Genomic DNA, 18,552 nt, shown 5'->3' with positions numbered 1-18,552 from the left:
CATGATCAATATCCTCGTAGCTGCCGACGATACCGCCAGGCTCACGCAGATCGCGCGCTTGGTTACCGACAGCGGGCACTATCGCGTGACACGCGCACATGGACGGCCGTCGCAGATCGAGCATCGAACGGACGGACTCGATTCATTCGACATCGTGCTGATCGACGGCGCGACGACCGAGGCGGCCGAGCTGTCGGCGCTCGAGCGGATCTGCCGGCTGCACCCGGGCCTGACCTGCATCCTGGTGACGGCCGATACGGCGCCGAACGTGCTGCTGGACGCGATGCGCGCCGGCGCGCGCGACGTGCTGCAGTGGCCGATCGACCACGCGGCGCTGGCCCGTGCGCTCGAGCGTGCCGCCGCGCAAAGCACGCGACGCGACGCCGACGATACGCGCTTCGTGTCGTTCATGTCGTGCAAGGGCGGCGCGGGCACGAGCTTCGCCGCCTGCAACGTCGCGTACGAGATCGCCGAAGGATATAAGCGCCGCGTGCTGCTGGTCGATCTGAACCAGCAGTTCGCGGATGCCGCATTCCTCGTCAGCGACGAAACGCCGCCGTCGACGCTGCCGCAGCTGTGCGCGCAGATCGAGCGGCTCGACGGCGCGTTTCTCGACGCGAGCGTCGCGCACGTGACGCCGACCTTCCACGTGCTGGCGGGCGCGGGCGACCCGGTCAAGGCCGCGGAGATGCGCGAGGATGCGCTCGAATGGATCCTCGGCGTCGCGGCGCCGCGCTACGACTTCGTGATCTTCGACATCGGCGTGAGCGTCAATCCGCTGTCGATGATCGCGCTGGATCGCAGCGACCAGGTCCACCTCGTGCTGCAGCCCGCGATGCCGCACGTGCGCGCGGGCCGCCGGCTGCTGGAGATTCTCGTGTCGCTCGGCTACCCGACCGACCAGATGCGGCTGGTGGTGAACCGGACGACGCGCGCGAGCGAACGGTCCCGCACCGCGCTCGAGGAAGTGCTCGGGTTGCACGCGAGCTGCACGATACCCGACGACGCCGATACCGTGCGCGAAGCGCTCGACCTGGGGCATCCGGTCTCGCGCGTCGCACGCAGCGCCGCGGTTACGCGTGCGTTGCAGGCCTGTGCGAAGCAGATCGTCGAAGGGGGCGTGCGCTCCAGGCACGACGCGTCCAGCAGCGAACCGTTGATGTCCCGGCTGTTCGGCCGCAAGGCCACGCCGAAGCTCAAGTCCATGTGAATCTTTCGGGGAAACCATCATGTCATTGCGCGAACAGATGTCCTTGTACCGGACGCAGCCCCAGGCGACGGGCACCGAACCGGCAGGTGCGACGCATTCGTCGGTACGCGACGCGTACCAGAAGCTGCGCCGTGAAATTCACGTGGCGGTTCTTGAGCGGGTCGAGCTGGAGCGTCTGTCGCGGCTGCCGCAGGAACAGGTGCGGCAGGAAATCTCGGCGCTGATCTCGCGCATCCTCGACGAGGAGCGCATGCCCGCGAACGATATCGAGCGGCGCCAGCTCGCGATCGACGTGTACGACGAAATGTTCGGGTTCGGCCCGCTGGAGGCGCTGCTGCGCGACCCCGGCATCTCCGACATCCTCGTGAACACGTACCGGCAGGTCTATGTCGAGCGCGCCGGCCAGCTCGAGCTGACCGACGTGACGTTCTACGACGACGCGCACCTGATGAAGGTGATCGAGAAGATCGTGTCGCGGGTCGGGCGGCGCATCGACGAATCGACCCCGATGGTCGATGCGCGTCTGCCGGACGGCTCGCGCGTGAACGCGATCATTCCGCCGTCGGCGATCGACGGGCCGCTGATGTCCATCCGGCGTTTCGCGGTCAACCCCCTGAAGATGGACGACCTCGTGAGTTACCAGAGCCTCACGCCGCCGATGGCGGAGCTGCTCGATGCGCTGGCCAAGGCCAAGGTGAACGTGCTCGTGTCGGGGGGGACCGGCAGCGGCAAGACGACGCTGCTCAACATCCTGTCGGGCTTCATCCCGCGATCGGAGCGGATCGTGACGATCGAGGATGCGGCGGAGCTGCAACTGCAGCAGCCGCACGTGCTGCGGCTCGAAACGCGGCCGCCGAACATCGAGGGCAAGGGCGAGATCACGCAGCGCACGCTCGTGCGCAACGCGCTGCGGATGCGGCCGGACCGGATCATTCTCGGCGAAGTGCGTGGCGCGGAAGCGCTCGACATGCTCAATGCGATGAACACCGGCCACGAAGGCTCGCTCGCGACGATCCACGCGAACACGCCACGCGACGCGCTCACGCGGCTCGAGAACATGATCAGCGTCGGCGGCCTGACGCTGCCGCCGAAGACGATGCGCCAGCAGATCGCGTCGGCGATCTCGGTGGTGGTCCAGGCGACGCGGCTCACCGACGGCAAGCGCAAGATCGTCAGCATTCAGGAGCTGACCGGGATGGAAGGCGACATCATCAACATGCAGGAGATCTTCACGTTCAAGCGCACCGGCATGGATCGCGACGGGACGGTGCGCGGACACTTCTGCGCGACCGGCGTGCGGCCGAAGTTCGCCGAGCGGCTGCAGGCGTTCGGCATCAACCTGCCGGATTCACTGTACGACCCGGCGCAGCGTTACGAGTCGAAGTAACGACGCGCAGTCGTCTGATTCCGGGGAGGTCTCATGGACTCGATATTTTACGGTTTTGTGATTCTCACCTTCGTCGCGGTCGTGCTCGCGATCGAAGGCGTCTATCAATGGTGGAACTCACGCCACGGTGCCGCGGCACGCCGGATCGAGTCGCGCCTGCGCGCGATGTCGGCCGGCGGCAACGTGCAGCAGGAGCGGCTCTCGATTCTCAAGAAGCGGATGCTCGACGAATCGAAACCGTTCGACCGGCTGTTGCTGCGTACGCCGCGCGTGCAGTCGCTGGATTTGCTGCTGCAGCAATCGGGGCTCGACTGGTCGGTGGCGAAGCTCGTCGTGTACAGCGCGGCATTGCCGGTGACGGCGATGCTCGTCCTGCTGGTCACTGGGTTGCCGCTGATCGCCACGGTGCCGATTGCGCTGCTGATCGCGTGCATGCCGGCAATGTACGTGACGCGGCATCGCAACCGGCGGATGCTCAAGCTCCAGCGCCAACTGCCGGATGTCTGCGACATGATCGCGCGCGCGCTGCGCTCCGGCCACTCCTTTACGAGCGCCCTCGGGATGGTCGGCGAGGAGTTTCCCGATCCGATGGGCGGTGAATTCCGGATCACGTTCGACGAGATCAATTACGGCGTATCGCTGCACGATGCGCTGGTGAACCTCGCGACACGCGTGCCGGCCCATGACCTGCGCTACTTCGTGATCGCGGTGCTGATCCAGCGCGAGACCGGCGGCAACCTGGCCGAGCTGCTCGACAGCATCGCATCGCTGGTTCGAGAGCGCTTCAAGCTGTTCGACAAGGTCCGTGTGCTGTCGGCGGAAGGGCGGCTGTCGGCCTGGATCCTCGGGCTGCTGCCATTCGGCACGGCGGGCATGATGGCGGTGTTGAACCGGGAGTTTCTGGCAGTGCTCTGGGAGGATCCGGCCGGCATCAAGATGGTCGGAGTGATGCTGGGGTCGATGGTATTCGGCATGCTGTGGATTCGACGCATCATCCGGATTCACGTCTGACGCGTGTCTCAGGCTTCACGAACCGATTCGAGGCTGTCATGCAAAACCTGAGCGTAGTACATACCGTGATGCTGGCCGGCTTGTTCATCTTCGTCACCGGCGGCGTGCTGGTCGCGATGCTGCTGTTTGCGCCGCGCAACATGGAGCGCCGGATCCAGCAGGCGAGCGGAGCAAGTGTAGGCATCGGCGCCGGCGACGGCGGCGGGCAGACATCGCGCTGGGTCGCGAAGCTCGTCGAGCTGTCGCAACCGATTTCCCGGCTGTCGGTGCCGCAGGAGGGCTGGGAGAATTCACCGCTGCGGATCCGGCTGATGAACGCCGGCTGGCGTGATCCGAACGCAGGCGCGCTTTACTTCGCGGCGAAGACGGTACTCGCGCTGGCGCTGCCGGGCGCCGCGCTGCTCGCGCTCGCCACGACCCGGTTTTCGGATCAACGCATGCTGCTGTCGTTCATCCTCGTCGCGCTCGCCGGAATCGGCTACTACGTGCCGAACGTGATCCTCAGGCGGCGGATCGCGACGCGTCAGCGGGTGATTTTCGAGGACTTTCCGGATGCGCTCGACTTGCTGACCATATGCGTCGAAGCAGGGCTCGGGCTCGACGCGGCGCTGATGAGGGTGAGCGAGGAACTGCGCTTTCGCAGCGAAGTGGTCGCGGGTGAACTCGACTTGCTGCTGCTCGAGATGCGTTCCGGGTTTACAAAAGAAACCGCGCTGCGCAATCTGGCACTGCGGACGGGCGTTGAGGATATCGAATCGTTCTGCGCGATGCTGATCCAGGCCGATCGCTTCGGCACGAGCATCGCCGAATCGCTGCGCGTGTTGTCCGACATGCTGCGCACGCGGCGGCGGATGCGCGCAGAGGAGCGCGCCGCGAAGATCGCGCTGAAGCTGCTGTTCCCGCTGATCTTCTGCATCTTTCCGGCGCTGATGTGCGTGTTGCTCGGGCCGGCGATGATTCACGTGTATCGCGTGCTGCTGCCGACCTTGACCAGTATCGGGCAGTAAGCAGCGGCGCGGGACTGCCGCGCGAACCGGATGTACGTGCCGACCGGGGCATTGCCGGCCGGCACGGTTGCCGTCTTCATGGGAGGCTCCTTCTCCCCCCCGGGCGGCGCCGCGAGACAGGTCGATCATAGCGGCGTCAACGCAACCCGGACCCATGGTCGACCCTGGAGACAGCCGTAGTCCACTGCCCGCGAGGGTGGCCCCCTACGACGCACCTCGAACGCAGTCGCGGCGGCGTGCCGACCGGACTGAAAGCCCATCCGAAAGGACCGATCGGCACGGCTGAATCCATCCGTGTCGATAACTCGAGCGATTGTTTACCGAATTGCCGGCCGGCGCAGGCAGTCGCCGCGCGGCCGCAGCGCCCTCGGGCCGCAAGCGGTGGCATGCGCCAGCCAATGACGCGGCACGTATCGACAGATGCCACTGCCGATCCGCGTCATCGTGCCCGAAAATCTCCTTGAAATCGTCGAGTCGAATTCCTACGATTATTCAAAATCAGGCTTGAATGACGCCGCGAACGGGACGATCGCCCCGCGTCGCGGAAAGAACGAACACAACGCCTGAAAACCAAGCGACTGCCCGACGACACGGGCAACGGGCCAGTCATGCACGATCAGGGCCGGGGGAATCATGAACGAACACGCAGCGCGATGCACGCCGCCTGACGCTTCATCGAGCAGGCGCCCAACCGCGTGGACCGAACCCGCGACGCCACCGGGCTACGGCGCGCGTCGTAGCCCTCCCGATTCCTGACAGCCGGCGCGCGCAACCGCGCCCGGAACACCGCTTTCTCACCGACATCCTGTGCATCGACGCACACGCGTATCGTGCCGCTCGCAGCCGGCATGGCGACGCACGTCGCGCACTCGACGACCGACATAACAATTCGAACGAGGGACGCAGCATGGCCATCCGTGTGCCAGTGACACGCCGGACGTTTCTGAAGCTCGCCGGCAGCGGCGCCGTTGTCGCCGTTTCGGTTACGCATTTGCCGGCACTCGTACTCGCCGCAGGCGAGACGCAGGCCGATGCGGACGGCCCGAACTGGGCGCCGGTGCCCGGAAAGGCGCGCTGGCGCATCGATGGCGTGCCGAAGGTGATGGGCCAGAAGATCTACGCGCGCGACTTCAAGTCCCGCGACTTCGTGGGCTGGCCGCAGCAGGAAAACTGGCTTTATGCACTGCGCTGCGACCGGGTCGACGCGGTGTACCAGGGCTACGATCTCGGCGTGCTGCCGCACGAACTGCGGCCGATCGCCATTGTCGACAACGCGTTGCTGAGCGCGCGCAGGATCAATCTTGCACCGAAGCCGGATCCGATCGCGAACCAGGACATCTACTGGCTCGCGCGAGCAGGTTATCCGGCCGACTGCTACGGGCAACCGGCCGCGCTGTTGATCTTCGAGAACTTCGATATCTATCGTCGCGCGAGGAAGCTGCTCGATTTCAATCGCGGCGTGATCCGCTACGGCGCGTCGGTCGGCACCGGCCAGGCCGCACCGGTCGTGCCGTATTCGCCCGTGACCGTCTACGTGCGCGACGACGCACGGCGGTTCAACTACGTCGACAACTACGAGGCCGACAGCAACGGCATGCCGACCGCGAAGTACCTGGAGGAACGTGAGGCGGCGGTCGCCAACATCGATGCGACGATTGCCCATCATGCGGCCGCCGGCACGTGGATCGGCATTCAGGCGACGGGCGACGACGGGTTCGAGACGCCGGCGATGGATCCGATGTTCATGGAGCCCGAAGCGGGACTCGCCTGGTACGACGCGTCCGCCTCGAAGATCAGCCTGGTTCTCGGCACGCAGTCGGCGAATGACGATGCGACCGGTGCGTGTACGCTGTTCAACGGCAGCGACGTCCCGGTCAAGGAGGCCCAGGTCATCGCGTGCTACCCGGGCGGTGGTTTCGGCGGACGCGACAAGTCCTATTTCCCGCTGTATCTGGCCCTTGCGGCGCCGTTCGCGAAGGGCGCGCTGCGTTGGCAGCAGTCGCGCTACGAGCAATTCCAGGTTGGCCTGAAACGCTGCGAGACGCAGTTCTCCGAATCGCTGTGGTTCGACCGCCGCGGCAAGCTCGAAGCGATCACCTGCGATTTCCTGATGAACGGCGGCGGGAAGAAGAACCTGTCGCCGTACGTCGCGCAGCTTGCCGCGTTGAGCGCGATGAGCTGCTACGAGATTCCACGGGCCCGCGCGCAGGCCGCGTCGACCTACACGCGGGAAGTCTTCGGCGGTTCGCAGCGCGGCTTCGGCGGGCCGCAGGCGTTCATGGCGATCGAGACGCTGATGGACGAGGCTGCAGGCCGGCTAGGAATGTCGCCGTTCGAGATCCGGCGCGCCAATCTGCTCGGCAAGGCGCCCGCTCTCGGCAAGGGCCGTGCAATTACGGGCGCGCCGATCCTGTTCGACCTGCAGTTGGACGCGTTGCTCGACCGGCTCGAACGTCATCCGTTATGGCTCGAGCGTGAGCAGATTCGTGCCGAGCGTAGCGCGCGCAGCCTGCGCTACGGTGTCGGCCTCGCGATGGCGAACGAAGCGTACGGCACCTCCGGCGACGGGATGTTCGGCATGGTGCAGATCCTGCCCGACGGCAACCTGCGCGTGGTCACGCCGTACACCGACATGGGCAACGGCGCAGCCACGACGCTCGGTCTCGCACCGGCCGAGTTTCTCGGGCAAAACGCGCAAACGATTGCGATGAGCGAGATCGGACCGTTCAACGCGCTCGGGTTGAAGCGTTCGAGCAGTCCGCCCGACGACAGCAAGTACGTGTGCTACACCTACGGCTCGTCGAGCGCCTGTCTCGGCGCATTTCATCAGTACCACGCGGTCAAGGGCGCCGCGCAGGTGCTGTTTCTGCAGAGCGTGCTGCCGGCGGCGCGCGCATGGTGGGGCGTACCCGTGCGTGCGGAGGACGTCCACTGGACCGATCGCGCACTCGCCGCGAACGGCCTCGCACCGATTTCGTGGGCGACGCTGCTCGGCACGATCAGGAAACTCGGCCTGCAGACGACCGCAGCCGTGCATGCGAGTTACGCCGGGTATTTCTGGAAGGGAACCTATCCGTTCGCGTCCGGCAGTGCGCAGATCGACTACGACTACGTGGCGGTCGGCCTCGATCCGTATCACCTGACGCCGTTGACGCGCGCGCTGCAGCCGCCGCCGATCGATACGACACTTTACGGGCGCACGACCTATGCGCCGTCGGCGACGCTCGTCGCGGTGTCCGTCGATTCGGCGACCGGGCGCGTGAAGGTCGAACGCGTGGTGACGGCGGTGAGCGTCGGCCGGCAGTTGTCGCCGGAGCTCGTGGAAGGGCAGTCACAGGGCGCGGTCGCGATGGGTATCGGCAACGTGCTGACCGAAACCTGTCCGCTGGGGCCGGACGGCCCGGGCGGCGGCCGGTGGAATCTGGATCGCTACGAGGTCACGCGGCTACCGGACATTCCCATGCAGGAACTGATCGCATTACCGCCGCCCGGCGGCGACCCCGCGAATGCACGCGGCATCGCGGAAGCTGTGATGTGTCCGATCGCGCCGGCGCTGCTCAATGCGCTCGCGATGGCGACGGGGCGGCGGTTCCGGGTGACGCCCGTGACGCCGGAAAAGATTCGGGAGGCACTGCAATGAGCAATCCGGTCCGGATGATCATCAACGGCAAGCCGGTCGAAGCGGACGCGTCCGACGCGGACATGAACCTCATCGACTTCCTGCACGAGCGGCAGGACCTGACGGGCACCAAGCTGTGCTGCGGCATCGGCGTGTGCCGCGCGTGCACGGTCGGCGTGCGCAATGCGCCCGGTGCGCCGATGGAAAAGACGCTGTCGTGCTCGACCCCGGTCAGCGCGATGGCGGACATGCACGTGTACACGATCGAGGGGCTCGCGCAAGGTGGTGCGCTGTCGCCGCTGCAGCAGAGTTTTCTCGAGTCGTTCGCGTTCCAGTGCGGCTACTGCGTGTCGGGTTTCCTGATGGCCGCGACCGCGATGCTCGATCATCTGCGCGCGCAGCCGGTGCACGAGCGCGATCTGGACGCGATGATCGAAACCTGGGTGGGCGGCAACATCTGTCGTTGCACCGGTTACGTGAAGTACATCGAGGCCATTCGCAAGGTGGCGATACGCTACACGAAGGGGGCGGCATGACGATGAGAACCTGCGTCGTCGCGCTGGCGGCGATGCTGGCCGCACAGGTCGCGCCGGTTGCGCTCGCGGCGGCAAACGGCGATACGTCGCTGCACGAGTATGCGCAGCGGTGCACCGACGAAATCGGCGAGATTCCCGCGTTCGACTGCAATGACGGCACCGATGTGCCGATCACCGTCAACGGCCGCGTGCCTGTGCGCTACGCAGCACACATGACGTGCGATCGCCCGGCGCTGTTGCCCTACGACGCGCCGACGTCCGGACAGTGCACACCGTATTCGAAGATCCTCGACCTGTCGCACGGCGACACGCAGATCTCGGCGTTTTGCCGCCGCAAGCAGATCCGCGCGAATCGGAGCCCGTATTACGACGAAGTCGACATCGTGCTGCATCATGCGGGCAACGGCAAGACCTGCTGGTTTCATGCGGAGCAGGGCGGCACCGCCGGCATGAACGCAGCGCGCGTGCCGCCGCCGAACGAGACGACGCCGCCGCCCGGCCATCCGTCCGCGGCAGAGTTCTGGTGGAAGCCGGCCGCGACCGCGACGAAGCGCTGCGTGTCGTGTCACGACGCGAGCCCGGTCATGTACAGCCCGTGGATCGGCCAGGTCTGGAGCAAGGTGCCGACCGATCCGTGGGGCAAGTATGTGAATCTCGGCGCCGACTTCGCGTCGTGGACGTCGCACGCGATCAGCACGCCGGGCAATACCTGCATCGGTTGTCACCGGATCGGCGATCAGAACAGCTGCAAGATCTACGTGCCGCTCGCGGCCGGTTTGCTGCCGCCGCCGAAGGGAAGCAACGCGCGGGCGAGCCGGTATCCGATGACGCACTGGATGCCGATCGACAACAACAAGAGCCTGTATGAATGGAATGCGGCGAACGCGAAGTCGGTGAGCGACTTGCTCGAGTGCTGCTCGGCGCGCGGCAAGGACGATCCGAAGTGCAGTTTCACGCCGGCGGCGCAGGCGGCCAAATAGATTGCGCGCGGGTTGCGCGCCGGACCGCCACGGCGCCTTTCGTTCGCCGCATCCGCGGCTTTGTCGGGCTCGTCCATAACGATACGCGCGGATCGCCTCGGCCGGTGCAGCCACGGTCATGTGACGCGTCGGCTGATGAGCGATGCGCGAGAGAAGCCGGGGTCGTAGACGTTGCAATCCGTCATACGTACCCGCGGTGCGGCGTCACGCGTCGGTGTTTCGCCTACTGAAAGTGATGCACGTACCGCAGCACCATCCGTGAACCCTGCGGCCGGTTACGCGCAAGGACTTCGAAGTACGCGTTGAACATCAGGTGATCCTGGGGCGAGAAGCTATACATTGCACCGGGCCCGATCGCCAGCACGGCTTCCCGCGTGCCGGACACGTCCTGACCGTTCGCCTTCATGTCGGTGGTCTGGCGTAGCCAGTAGCCGTTGAGACCCAGCCGCAGCCCGGGCCGCACTTCATACTCGGTCGCAAAGTTCGCATGGACGGCCTGGCCGGCCTGTGTCGACGTCACGTCCGGCCCGAGCGCAGTCGCCGGCTCGTGATTGGTCGCATTCCACAAATAGTGCAGACGCCACGACACCGTCCACTTCGGCGTGATCCAGAACGTCGCGGCCCAGTACGGATCGAACGACCAGAAATGGCTGCCCGGATTGATCGCGCGCGCCGGATCGTATGCACCGGTCGGCGCAATGAACTGGAACTCCAGCCGCTGCGCGAAGCGCGGCCCCTGCGCGCCTATGACCGGATCGAACTGGATGAATGGTCCGACCAGCAGGTCGCCGAACCCGGCACGCGAATTCAGCGCGACGTTGCCGATTCCATCGTTCGTATGCACGGAGGCCACCCACGGCAGGATCACGTCGAGCCCCGGATGCATGCCGCCAAACGTCAGCGGCGACTGGTAGACGAGCTGGCTCAGCCCTGCGAACAGGTCGATGTCCTGCTTCGGCAGCCCGACCTTGTTGCCGGCGTTGTCGTTGACGCGTCCGGCGGTGTAGTACTCGAGATACTGCGTGCCGTACCAGCCGGAGCCGGCCGGCGGCATCCCGTCGAGGAAGCTGGTCATCCCCAGGTTGACCGACGGCAGGTCGGTCGCATGCGCCGGCGCGGGGCCGGTCAGGCAGACTAACCCGAGACCTGCGATCGCAAGCAGGCGAGAGCCGAATTTCATCATCACCACCTCCTGAATATTTATTTGTATAACTAATCAAACGGCGCAAGAAAGATCGGGATGTGCGGAGATCGCGCGGTACTGGCCCGCATGAAACACGAGCGGCGCCTTTCCGAACGCATCGAACTGTTCGATCTCTCCGATGAACAGAAGATGGTCGCCGCCTTCGTAATGGCCCACGTTGCGGCACACGAAACGGGCGCTCGCGCCGTCGAGACAGGGTACGCCGCCCGCATCGGCTTCCACGTGCGGCACGCCGTCGAACTTGTCGGCGCTCGGTGTCGCGAAACGGCGCGACAGCGCGATCTGGTCGTGCGCGAGGATATTGATCGCGAAGTGCGTGGCCGCGACGAAGTCCGGGCGGCTCGGCGCGACCTTGCGCAGGCTCCACAGCACGAGCGGCGGGTCGAGCGACAGCGACGAGAACGAATTGGCGGTGAGGCCGACCTTGCGCCCGTCCGGCGAACGCGTCGTGATCACGGTGACGCCGGTCGGAAACTGCCCGAACGCAGCGCGCAGTCGTTGCGGGTCGAGGCCCGAAATGCAGGTAGCGGTGGTGTCCATGTCGCTTACTCCGAACGTGCGGCGTGTTCGCGGATCAACGCCGCACAGGCCGACGGTTCGAACCACCACGGCGCGAACTGGCGCGGATCGTCGAAGCCATTGACGAGCGTCGCGGCCAGCGACGGCAACTGACCGGCGGCACCGAGCAACTCGAGGATGTGCGGCGGCGGCGGGGTGAGCAGCGAGTTGGTCCAGCGCACGACGTGCTGCGCATAGGACCAGTAGCGCTCGAACGTGTCGTGCATCCAGCCTTCGTCGAACGGCTGGGCTTCGCGTGCGAGGATGGCGTCGCCGTATACCTTCGCGCATTTCGCCGCATTGTTCGAACCCTGGCCGGTGATCGGATCGTTGACGACCACCGCATCGGCCATGCCGAATACGGTTCGGCCCGACGGCAGGCGGAAGAACGGCTTGCGCACGGTCGGCGTGAAGCGGCCGGACAGCGTGCCGTTCGGATCGGTGAGCTCGACGTCGCGGCAGCGCTCGAATTCCCACGGCACATACTGCTGCAGGAACGACAGGCTGCGGTCGAGATGTTGCTCGGGCGTCTTGACGTCGGCCCAGCAGTCGAGCGGGCCGCCGGGGATTCCTTCGAACACCATGATTTCGCACGGGCCCGTCGTCGTCAGTGCGGGAAAAACGAAGTATTCGCCGATGCCGGGCAGAAGGTTGAAGCGCACGCGCGAATACGGCTGGCTCGGTGTCATGCCTTTCACGTAGGTGAGCGCAAGCGCGCGTTGCGGGCGCTCGAATGCGCTGCGTGCGTCGTCGCGGCCCAGCAGGTTCACGATTTCGCCCTTTCCGGCTGCGAGTAGCACGAGATCGTGGCTGCGCGCGAGGTCCTCGAGTTCCGGCACGCCGACATCGCAGATGCGCACGTCCGCGCCGCGGCGCCGGATCGCGTCGAGCCAGTCGGCCATCTTCACGCGCTGGTCGACCGATTGTGCGTAGCGGGTCAGCCGCGACGACCAGTCGATCGCCTTGCGGCCGTTGCCGTCCGGATGCGGCACCGCGATGCCGATGCCTTCGACGGACGGGCACGCTTCTTCCCAGGTGTTCAGGCCGAGATCGCGTTCGATCTGCAGTGCGGTATGGAACATGCATTGGCTCGACATGACCTTGCCGGCGCGGATCCGTTCCGCGTCGCGGTTGGTCGCGAGCGTGACGTGATAGCCTTGGTCGAGCAGCGTGAAGGCGAGTTGCAGGCCGGCCTGGCCGGCGCCGACGATAGCGATGCGTTTCATGATGAAATCCTTGGTAGAACGAATTGCATGAGGCGAAGTATGGGCGGGGGGAGCGGCTGCCGGTTATTCGGCCAGCCGCGGAATCGCCGGCACCGCCTGCTCGGGGCCCATTGCGGAGTAGCCGCCGTCCACCGCGTAGTCGGCGCCCGTCACGAAGCTCGCCGCGTCGCTGCACAGGAACGTGACGACCTGCGCGACTTCGGACGGATCGCCCACGCGCCCAAGCAGATGAAACGGCGCGGCCACGCGATCGGTCTTCGCGCGATCGCCGTGCGTGAGCTCGTCCATCACGCGCGACCACGTCCATCCCGGCGACACCGAGTTGACGCGAATCCGGTCGCCGGCGAGATCCATCGCCATGCTGCGCGTGAGCTGCCGCATCGCCGCTTTCGAGGTCGGATAGAGCCAGCGGCCGGTCTGTGCGCATTGCGCGGAGATCGAACTGAAGTTGACGATCGCGCCGCCGCGCCGCGCCAGGAACGGATGAACGGCCTTGACCAGCATCGCGGCCGACACGACGTTGACGTCCATCGCCGCCAGCCAGTCGTTGCGCGAGGCCTGGATCCCGTTGTCGACGTAGCTGCAGGCCAGGTTGATCAGCAGGTCGATCGCGCCGAAGCGTTCGGCGACTGCCGACACCGCACGGTCGATCGCGCGGTCGTCGGTGATGTCGGTCGCGATGAACATCCCGCGTTCGCCGAGCGTGTCGGCGACACGCGCGCCGTTTTCCGCATCGAGATCGAGGATCGCGACGCACGCGCCGGCGCGGCCGAGGTCCTGCGCGACGGCGGCGCCGATCAGCGTGGCGCCGCCGGTGACGATAGCGACTTTGCCAGCAAGGGCAGTCATGGTGTGTCTCCTGGAATGATTGAATGAAGGCGGCGCGCGTTGGGCGCGCCGCATGCGTATCCGTCGGTCACGCGCTGTCGTGCCAGCGCTGCATCAACCTGTTCGACGGCACGGTTTCGTCGAGCAGCTTGCGTGCCGTTTCGACACCGGCAACCGGCAGCCCGGCCGCGTCGAGCAGGCCGATCTGCACCAGCACGCTCGCCTGGTCCCAGTAGATGTGTTCGTGATACAGCTTGTCGCCGCGGAACTTGACGATCGCGACGAGCGGAATCTCGACACGCTTGCCGGTCGGCGCGACGCCGGGCAGCATCCAGTCGATCTCGGTGGTGTGCGTGAAGCAGAACAGCAGTTCGTCGACGATCTGGCTCGCGCCGACCGTGCGCGAGATCGGCGTGATCGTCGTGTCCGGCGGGTTCGCATGCACGAAGTGATGCGTGTAGAAGCGCTTGAGCTCGTCGTAGCCCACGCCGCCCGTCAGCGTCGGAATATGGTTCACGTAAGGCTGCGCGACCATCGTGGCCATCGTCGCGTCGACATTGCGCGTGTCGAACTCGTGCCGGAGGTGTTCTTCCCACAGGCCGGACAGATCGTAGTGCGGGCCGAGCGCCGCGCGGAACGCGGCGATCGCGCGCTGGTGCGCCATGATCGCGGCGGCCTTGTCGAAATGATCGCCGCCGACGCGCGCGAACGCATGATCGACACCCGGGTAGACGTACACTTCGACGCCGTCGCGGCCGGCCATTGCAGCGGCGATGCGCTGCTGCGCGTCGGGCGGGCAGAAGCGGTCCTGCGCGGCGATCTGCAGCACGAGCCGGCCGCGCAGATGGGCGGCTTCGTCGAGCGCGTGCTCGATCCCCACGCCGTAATAGCTGACGGCGGCGGCCACGTCCGGCAGCCGGCACGCGGCGAGATACGCGAGCTTGCCGCCCAGGCAGTAGCCAAGCACGCCGGCCTGGCCCGTGCATTCCGGCCTTTGCGTCAGCACGGCCAGCGCGGCGCCGATGTCCTCGACGCCCTTGTTTTCGTCGTATTCGCGGTACAACGCCATTGCGCGCTCGAAGTCGGCCGCCGCGTAACCGAATTCGATGTTGGGCGCCTGGCGCCAGAACAGGTCGGGCACGAGCACCGTGTAGCCTTCTTCGGCGTAGTAATCGGCCACGTCGCGCATCGTCGCGTTCGCGCCGAAGATCTCGTGACACAGCACGATGCCCGGCCCCGTGCCGCCGGCCGGCGTGCTCAGGTATGCGCGAAACGTCCCGCCGTCCGGCGACGGGATGTCGATGTGTCGTCCTTGCATGTGTCTCTCCGTTCTCTTCGTGACTGGCATGGGCCCAGTATTGGCGGACGAAACGCGCGCTTCTATCCGCTTTCTTCGGCCGGTATCCGCGAATTCCGGAAACCTGCGGATCGGCCCGCCGCGCCGGGGCCGGAACGCGGTGCACTGCGGGTATGTGCGGATGCGGAAGTTCCGCACAGTTTTCTACGATGCGCGAACGGTCCACTTCTTGCGTGATGTGCGCAGGGCTTGCGTAGTGTAACGAGGCGGACTGTCCGGATACTCCGGACGCTATCCGGATCGTGCGACGGGGTTCCCCGGAATCGGGAACGCGTGCACGGCGCAGGTGCAACGGAGCACGACGGGAGAACTTCGATGGGACAATTTTGCGGAGCGGGCTGGCTGGGTGACGCTGCCTGTTTCAACCACGACACGCTGCTGCTGCAGTCAGATGACGTCGACGAGGTGCGCGCGCGGGTAGCGGACGTGTTCAAACCGCATCGGCTTACGCTGACCGGCGATTCGCGCGCGCTGCACGGCCGCATGCATCATGCGCGCTGGGGCAATCTGTCGCTGAATCTGCTCGACTACGGCGGCGAAGTGTCGATCGAACCGGGGCCGCTCGAGCACTTCTATCTGTTGCAGATTCCGCTGCGCGGCGACGCCGAGATCGAGTGCGGCGCGACACGCTTCGTGTCGTCGCCCGACACCGCGTCGCTGCTGTCGCCGACGCTGTCGCTCCGGATGCGGTGGGGCGAGGCGTGCCCGCAAGTGATCCTGCGCATCGAGCGCGAGGTGATGGAGCGGCACGCGCAGCGGCATTTCGGCGATGACCGGCGCGTACCGGTGGAGTTCGAGCCGGAATTCAGCCTGTCGTCGCAGCAGGGCGCGTGTCTCGCGCAAATGCTGCCGATGCTGGCCGACGCGATCGCGACGGACGGGCATCCGCTGCGCCATCCGCTCGCATTCGAGCAACTCGAATCGACGCTGCTCAACGTGTTGCTGTACGGCCACCCGAACAGCGCACGCAACGGCACACGCCCCGCGCCGGCGCCGCTCGCGCCGTTCTATGTGCGGCGCGTCGAGGAATACATCCGTGCGCATCTCGACGAGCCGCTGACGATCGAACGGCTGGCCGAACTCGCGGGCGTCAGCCCGAGCACGCTGTTCGCCGGATTCCGCAATCGCCACGGCATCACGCCGATGGGATTCGTGCGCCAGTTGCGGCTGCAACATGTGCGCGACGAACTGCTCGACGACGCGACACCGGGGCTCGCATCGGTGACGGACATCGCGCTGAAATGGGGCTTCGCGCACCTCGGGCGGTTCGCGATCGACTACAAGCGCGCGTTCGGGGAATCGCCGTCGGCCACGCTGCGGATGCGGCGCGCGCGGTGCTGACGGGAGGGCAGCCACCACGCAGGCTCACATTTGGAAGTTTGGCGCACGCGTGAAGCGCGCGAGTGACGCGTGGCATGAACGCGGGCGATGCCACTGCGCCGCGTACGGGCACGCTCCCGTCTCGCGCCTCACCGCGCCAGGATGAATGACGTCATCCTCGATTGCCTGTGACGCACACGACAATCAGCGAACCGATGCGAGCTCCGTCGGCGCCCGATACGTCACCGCTGCTGTAGCTTGGCCTGCGGCCGTTCTATCTGGCCTGCGCGCTGTTCGCAAGCGTCTGCTCGTGCCGGGTGTGCCGTACGCGGTCTGGCCGGATGCGTCGGGCGCGTGCCGGATCGTCGCGTTCGTGGCGTAGGCGATTTACCACACGCCGTTCCTGCTGTCGCCGCGTGCGGACGGTCGCCAGGACTGACGCTCGCGCGTCGTCGGATCGCTAGAGGAAGTGTCGGGCGCAGCATCAGAGCGCGCCTTGCGCGCCGGGCACGGGGTGACGAGACATCGACCGTTGCCGGTCTGATAAGCGATGGTTCGGAAAATGCGTCGCGCCGGCAAGCCTCGCGGCTTGCCGGCGGTATCGCGCAACAAGACCGGTTGCTGCAGCCGGTCTCGTTGCACGTATTTCAGAAATGCACGACGGTCCGGATGGATTCGCCGTTGTGCATCAAGTCGAATGCCTCGTTGATGCCGGTGAGCGGCTTCGTGTGCGTGACGAACGGTTCCAACTGGATCGTGCCGGCCATCGCATCCTCGACCATGCCCGGCAGTTCGGAGCGGCCCTTCACACCGCCGAATGCCGTACCCAGCCAGCGGCGACCGGTGACGAGCTGGAACGGGCGCGTGGAGATTTCCTGGCCGGCGCCCGCGACGCCGATGATGACGGATTGGCCCCAGCCGCGGTGCGCGCATTCAAGCGCGGCGCGCATCACGTTGACGTTGCCGATGCACTCGAAGCTGTGGTCGACGCCCCAGCCGGTCATTTCGACGATAACTTGCTGGATGGGCTTTTCGTGATCCTTCGGATTGACGCAGTCGGTTGCGCCGAACACGCGCGCAAGGTCGAACTTGCCGGGGTTAGTGTCGATCGCGATGATGCGGCCGGCCTTCGCGAGCTTGGCGCCCTGAATCACCGCGAGGCCGATGCCGCCGAGACCGAATACGGCCACCGTATCGCCTTCCTGCACCTTCGCGGTGTTCTTGACCGCGCCGAGGCCGGTCGTGACGCCGCAGCCCAGCAGGCAGACCTGCTCCGGGTTGGCGTCCGGGTTGATCTTCGCGAGGGAGACTTCGGCGACGACCGTGTATTCGCTGAACGTCGAGCAGCCCATGTAGTGATAGATCGGCTGACCGTTGTAGCTGAAACGCGTGGTGCCGTCGGGCATCACGCCCTTGCCCTGGGTGGCGCGCACCGACACGCACAGATTGGTCTTACCGCTCTTGCAGAACAGGCACTCGCCGCATTCGGCGGTGTACAGCGGAATGACGTGGTCGCCGGGTTTCACGCTCGTCACGCCTTCGCCGACTTCCACAACGATGCCGGCGCCTTCATGGCCCAGCACGGCCGGAAAGATGCCTTCCGGATCGTCGCCCGACAACGTGAAGGCATCGGTATGACAGACACCGGTATGGGTGATCTTGATGAGCACTTCGCCCTTGCGGGGCGGTTCGACGTCGATTTCGACGATCTGGAGCGGCTTACCCGCCTCGAACGCAACTGCAGCACGTGATTTCATGGCAATCCTGTCAAAAAAGAATCATCGAATGAATCGAATGTCGACGAACCTGCACCGGTCAGCGCAAGTAGGACCGGACGAGGGTCACGATATCGTCGATCGATCCGGACGAGGGTCGCGGGGCGTCCGCGAGCTGGGTGAATTCCTCGCGCAAATGGCTTTCGAGCACGCCGGCCATCACGCCGTTGATCGCGCCGCGAATGGCAGCCAGTTGCTGAAGTATCGGGGCACAGTCCGCGCCCTCCTCAAGCGCTTGCTCGAGCGCATTCAGTTGCCCGCGAACACGGCGCACGCGGGTCAGGACGCGTTTCTTCTCTTCGGGGGAATGCGGCATGGGATCTGTGGGTTTCCGGATACTGGGGGGCAGTATAGAACAATGCGGCGCGGAGGTATACGGAATCGCTGCCGGGCACACCGTCAGATCAGCAGCGTGAGCGTGCGGAACAGCGCAGGATTCTCGTTGCGCGTCGACCGCGCATGCCGACGGATCATCCGCAGCAGGCGGTCGATGAAGCAGTGCGCGGCGCCCCTCAGCGTGCTGCTGCGGCTCGT

Annotated in this window: 16 protein-coding genes; 9 read left to right on the top strand and 7 right to left on the bottom strand. The window is 65.9% G+C overall.

The genetic code is table 11. From position 1 onward, the window contains the following. Position 1 precedes the first annotated feature (1 nt). From WS75_RS07555 to WS75_RS07520, 8 genes are all read left to right on the top strand, one after another. On the top strand, positions 2 to 1,210 hold the full coding sequence (locus WS75_RS07555; RefSeq protein ID WP_059679920.1) for an AAA family ATPase: 1,209 nt from the start codon (positions 2 to 4) through the stop codon (positions 1,208 to 1,210). A gap of 19 nt (positions 1,211 to 1,229) precedes the next feature. Further along, positions 1,230 to 2,597, top strand: a complete 1,368-nt coding sequence (locus tag WS75_RS07550; RefSeq protein WP_059679919.1) for a CpaF family protein — start codon at positions 1,230 to 1,232, stop codon at positions 2,595 to 2,597. Between the two features lie 33 nt (positions 2,598 to 2,630). Further along, complete coding sequence (locus tag WS75_RS07545; protein ID WP_059679918.1) at positions 2,631 to 3,608, top strand: type II secretion system F family protein; 978 nt, start codon at positions 2,631 to 2,633, stop codon at positions 3,606 to 3,608. A 38-nt stretch (positions 3,609 to 3,646) separates the two neighbouring features. Further along, positions 3,647 to 4,615 (top strand): type II secretion system F family protein, encoded by a 969-nt coding sequence (locus tag WS75_RS07540; protein WP_059679917.1) that lies wholly within the window; start codon positions 3,647 to 3,649, stop codon positions 4,613 to 4,615. A 420-nt stretch (positions 4,616 to 5,035) separates the two neighbouring features. Next, positions 5,036 to 5,182, top strand: coding sequence for a hypothetical protein (locus tag WS75_RS33390; RefSeq protein ID WP_156429733.1), 147 nt, complete (start codon positions 5,036 to 5,038; stop codon positions 5,180 to 5,182). A 424-nt stretch (positions 5,183 to 5,606) separates the two neighbouring features. Then, complete coding sequence (locus tag WS75_RS07530) at positions 5,607 to 8,255, top strand: xanthine dehydrogenase family protein molybdopterin-binding subunit (protein WP_257129345.1); 2,649 nt, start codon at positions 5,607 to 5,609, stop codon at positions 8,253 to 8,255. After that, positions 8,252 to 8,770, top strand: a complete 519-nt coding sequence (locus WS75_RS07525) for a (2Fe-2S)-binding protein (protein ID WP_059679914.1) — start codon at positions 8,252 to 8,254, stop codon at positions 8,768 to 8,770. Before WS75_RS07530 ends, WS75_RS07525 begins: the two co-directional genes overlap by 4 nt. Further along, positions 8,767 to 9,750 (top strand): hypothetical protein, encoded by a 984-nt coding sequence (locus tag WS75_RS07520; RefSeq protein ID WP_059679913.1) that lies wholly within the window; start codon positions 8,767 to 8,769, stop codon positions 9,748 to 9,750. Before WS75_RS07525 ends, WS75_RS07520 begins: the two co-directional genes overlap by 4 nt. Before the next feature lie 223 nt (positions 9,751 to 9,973). Here WS75_RS07520 and WS75_RS07515 read toward each other — a convergent pair whose 3' ends face one another. From WS75_RS07515 to WS75_RS07495, 5 genes are all read right to left on the bottom strand, one after another. Beyond that, on the bottom strand, positions 9,974 to 10,933 hold the full coding sequence (locus tag WS75_RS07515; RefSeq protein ID WP_059679912.1) for a SphA family protein: 960 nt from the start codon (positions 10,931 to 10,933) through the stop codon (positions 9,974 to 9,976). A 33-nt stretch (positions 10,934 to 10,966) separates the two neighbouring features. Then, positions 10,967 to 11,494 (bottom strand): flavin reductase family protein, encoded by a 528-nt coding sequence (locus tag WS75_RS34060; protein WP_059679911.1) that lies wholly within the window; start codon positions 11,492 to 11,494, stop codon positions 10,967 to 10,969. 5 nt (positions 11,495 to 11,499) lie between these two features. Continuing rightward, positions 11,500 to 12,738 (bottom strand): styrene monooxygenase/indole monooxygenase family protein, encoded by a 1,239-nt coding sequence (locus tag WS75_RS07505; protein ID WP_059679910.1) that lies wholly within the window; start codon positions 12,736 to 12,738, stop codon positions 11,500 to 11,502. Positions 12,739 to 12,801: 63 nt separating this feature from the next. After that, positions 12,802 to 13,587: an SDR family oxidoreductase gene (locus WS75_RS07500; RefSeq protein ID WP_059679909.1), complete on the bottom strand. Its 786-nt coding sequence runs from the start codon at positions 13,585 to 13,587 to the stop codon at positions 12,802 to 12,804. 67 nt (positions 13,588 to 13,654) lie between these two features. Further along, on the bottom strand, positions 13,655 to 14,884 hold the full coding sequence (locus WS75_RS07495; RefSeq protein WP_059679908.1) for a dienelactone hydrolase family protein: 1,230 nt from the start codon (positions 14,882 to 14,884) through the stop codon (positions 13,655 to 13,657). A 354-nt stretch (positions 14,885 to 15,238) separates the two neighbouring features. Between WS75_RS07495 and WS75_RS07490 the strand changes: the two genes are divergently transcribed. Next, positions 15,239 to 16,264 carry an AraC family transcriptional regulator gene (locus WS75_RS07490; protein ID WP_059679907.1) on the top strand — a complete coding sequence of 342 codons (1,026 nt, stop codon included), beginning with the start codon at positions 15,239 to 15,241 and terminating at the stop codon, positions 16,262 to 16,264. Positions 16,265 to 16,890: 626 nt separating this feature from the next. Here WS75_RS07490 and WS75_RS07485 read toward each other — a convergent pair. Then, positions 16,891 to 18,000 (bottom strand): S-(hydroxymethyl)glutathione dehydrogenase/class III alcohol dehydrogenase, encoded by a 1,110-nt coding sequence (locus WS75_RS07485; RefSeq protein ID WP_059679906.1) that lies wholly within the window; start codon positions 17,998 to 18,000, stop codon positions 16,891 to 16,893. A 58-nt stretch (positions 18,001 to 18,058) separates the two neighbouring features. Continuing rightward, complete coding sequence (gene frmR, locus WS75_RS07480) at positions 18,059 to 18,334, bottom strand: formaldehyde-responsive transcriptional repressor FrmR (protein ID WP_059679905.1); 276 nt, start codon at positions 18,332 to 18,334, stop codon at positions 18,059 to 18,061. Positions 18,335 to 18,552: the final 218 nt, after the last annotated feature.

Origin of the sequence: Burkholderia sp. FL-7-2-10-S1-D7 (genome assembly GCF_001524185.1) — a bacterium.
GTDB classification, from domain to species: Bacteria; Pseudomonadota; Gammaproteobacteria; order Burkholderiales; family Burkholderiaceae; genus Burkholderia; species Burkholderia diffusa.
Note: the sequence above shows the minus strand (reverse complement) of the source record. Positions and strands in the feature narration are given on the sequence as shown.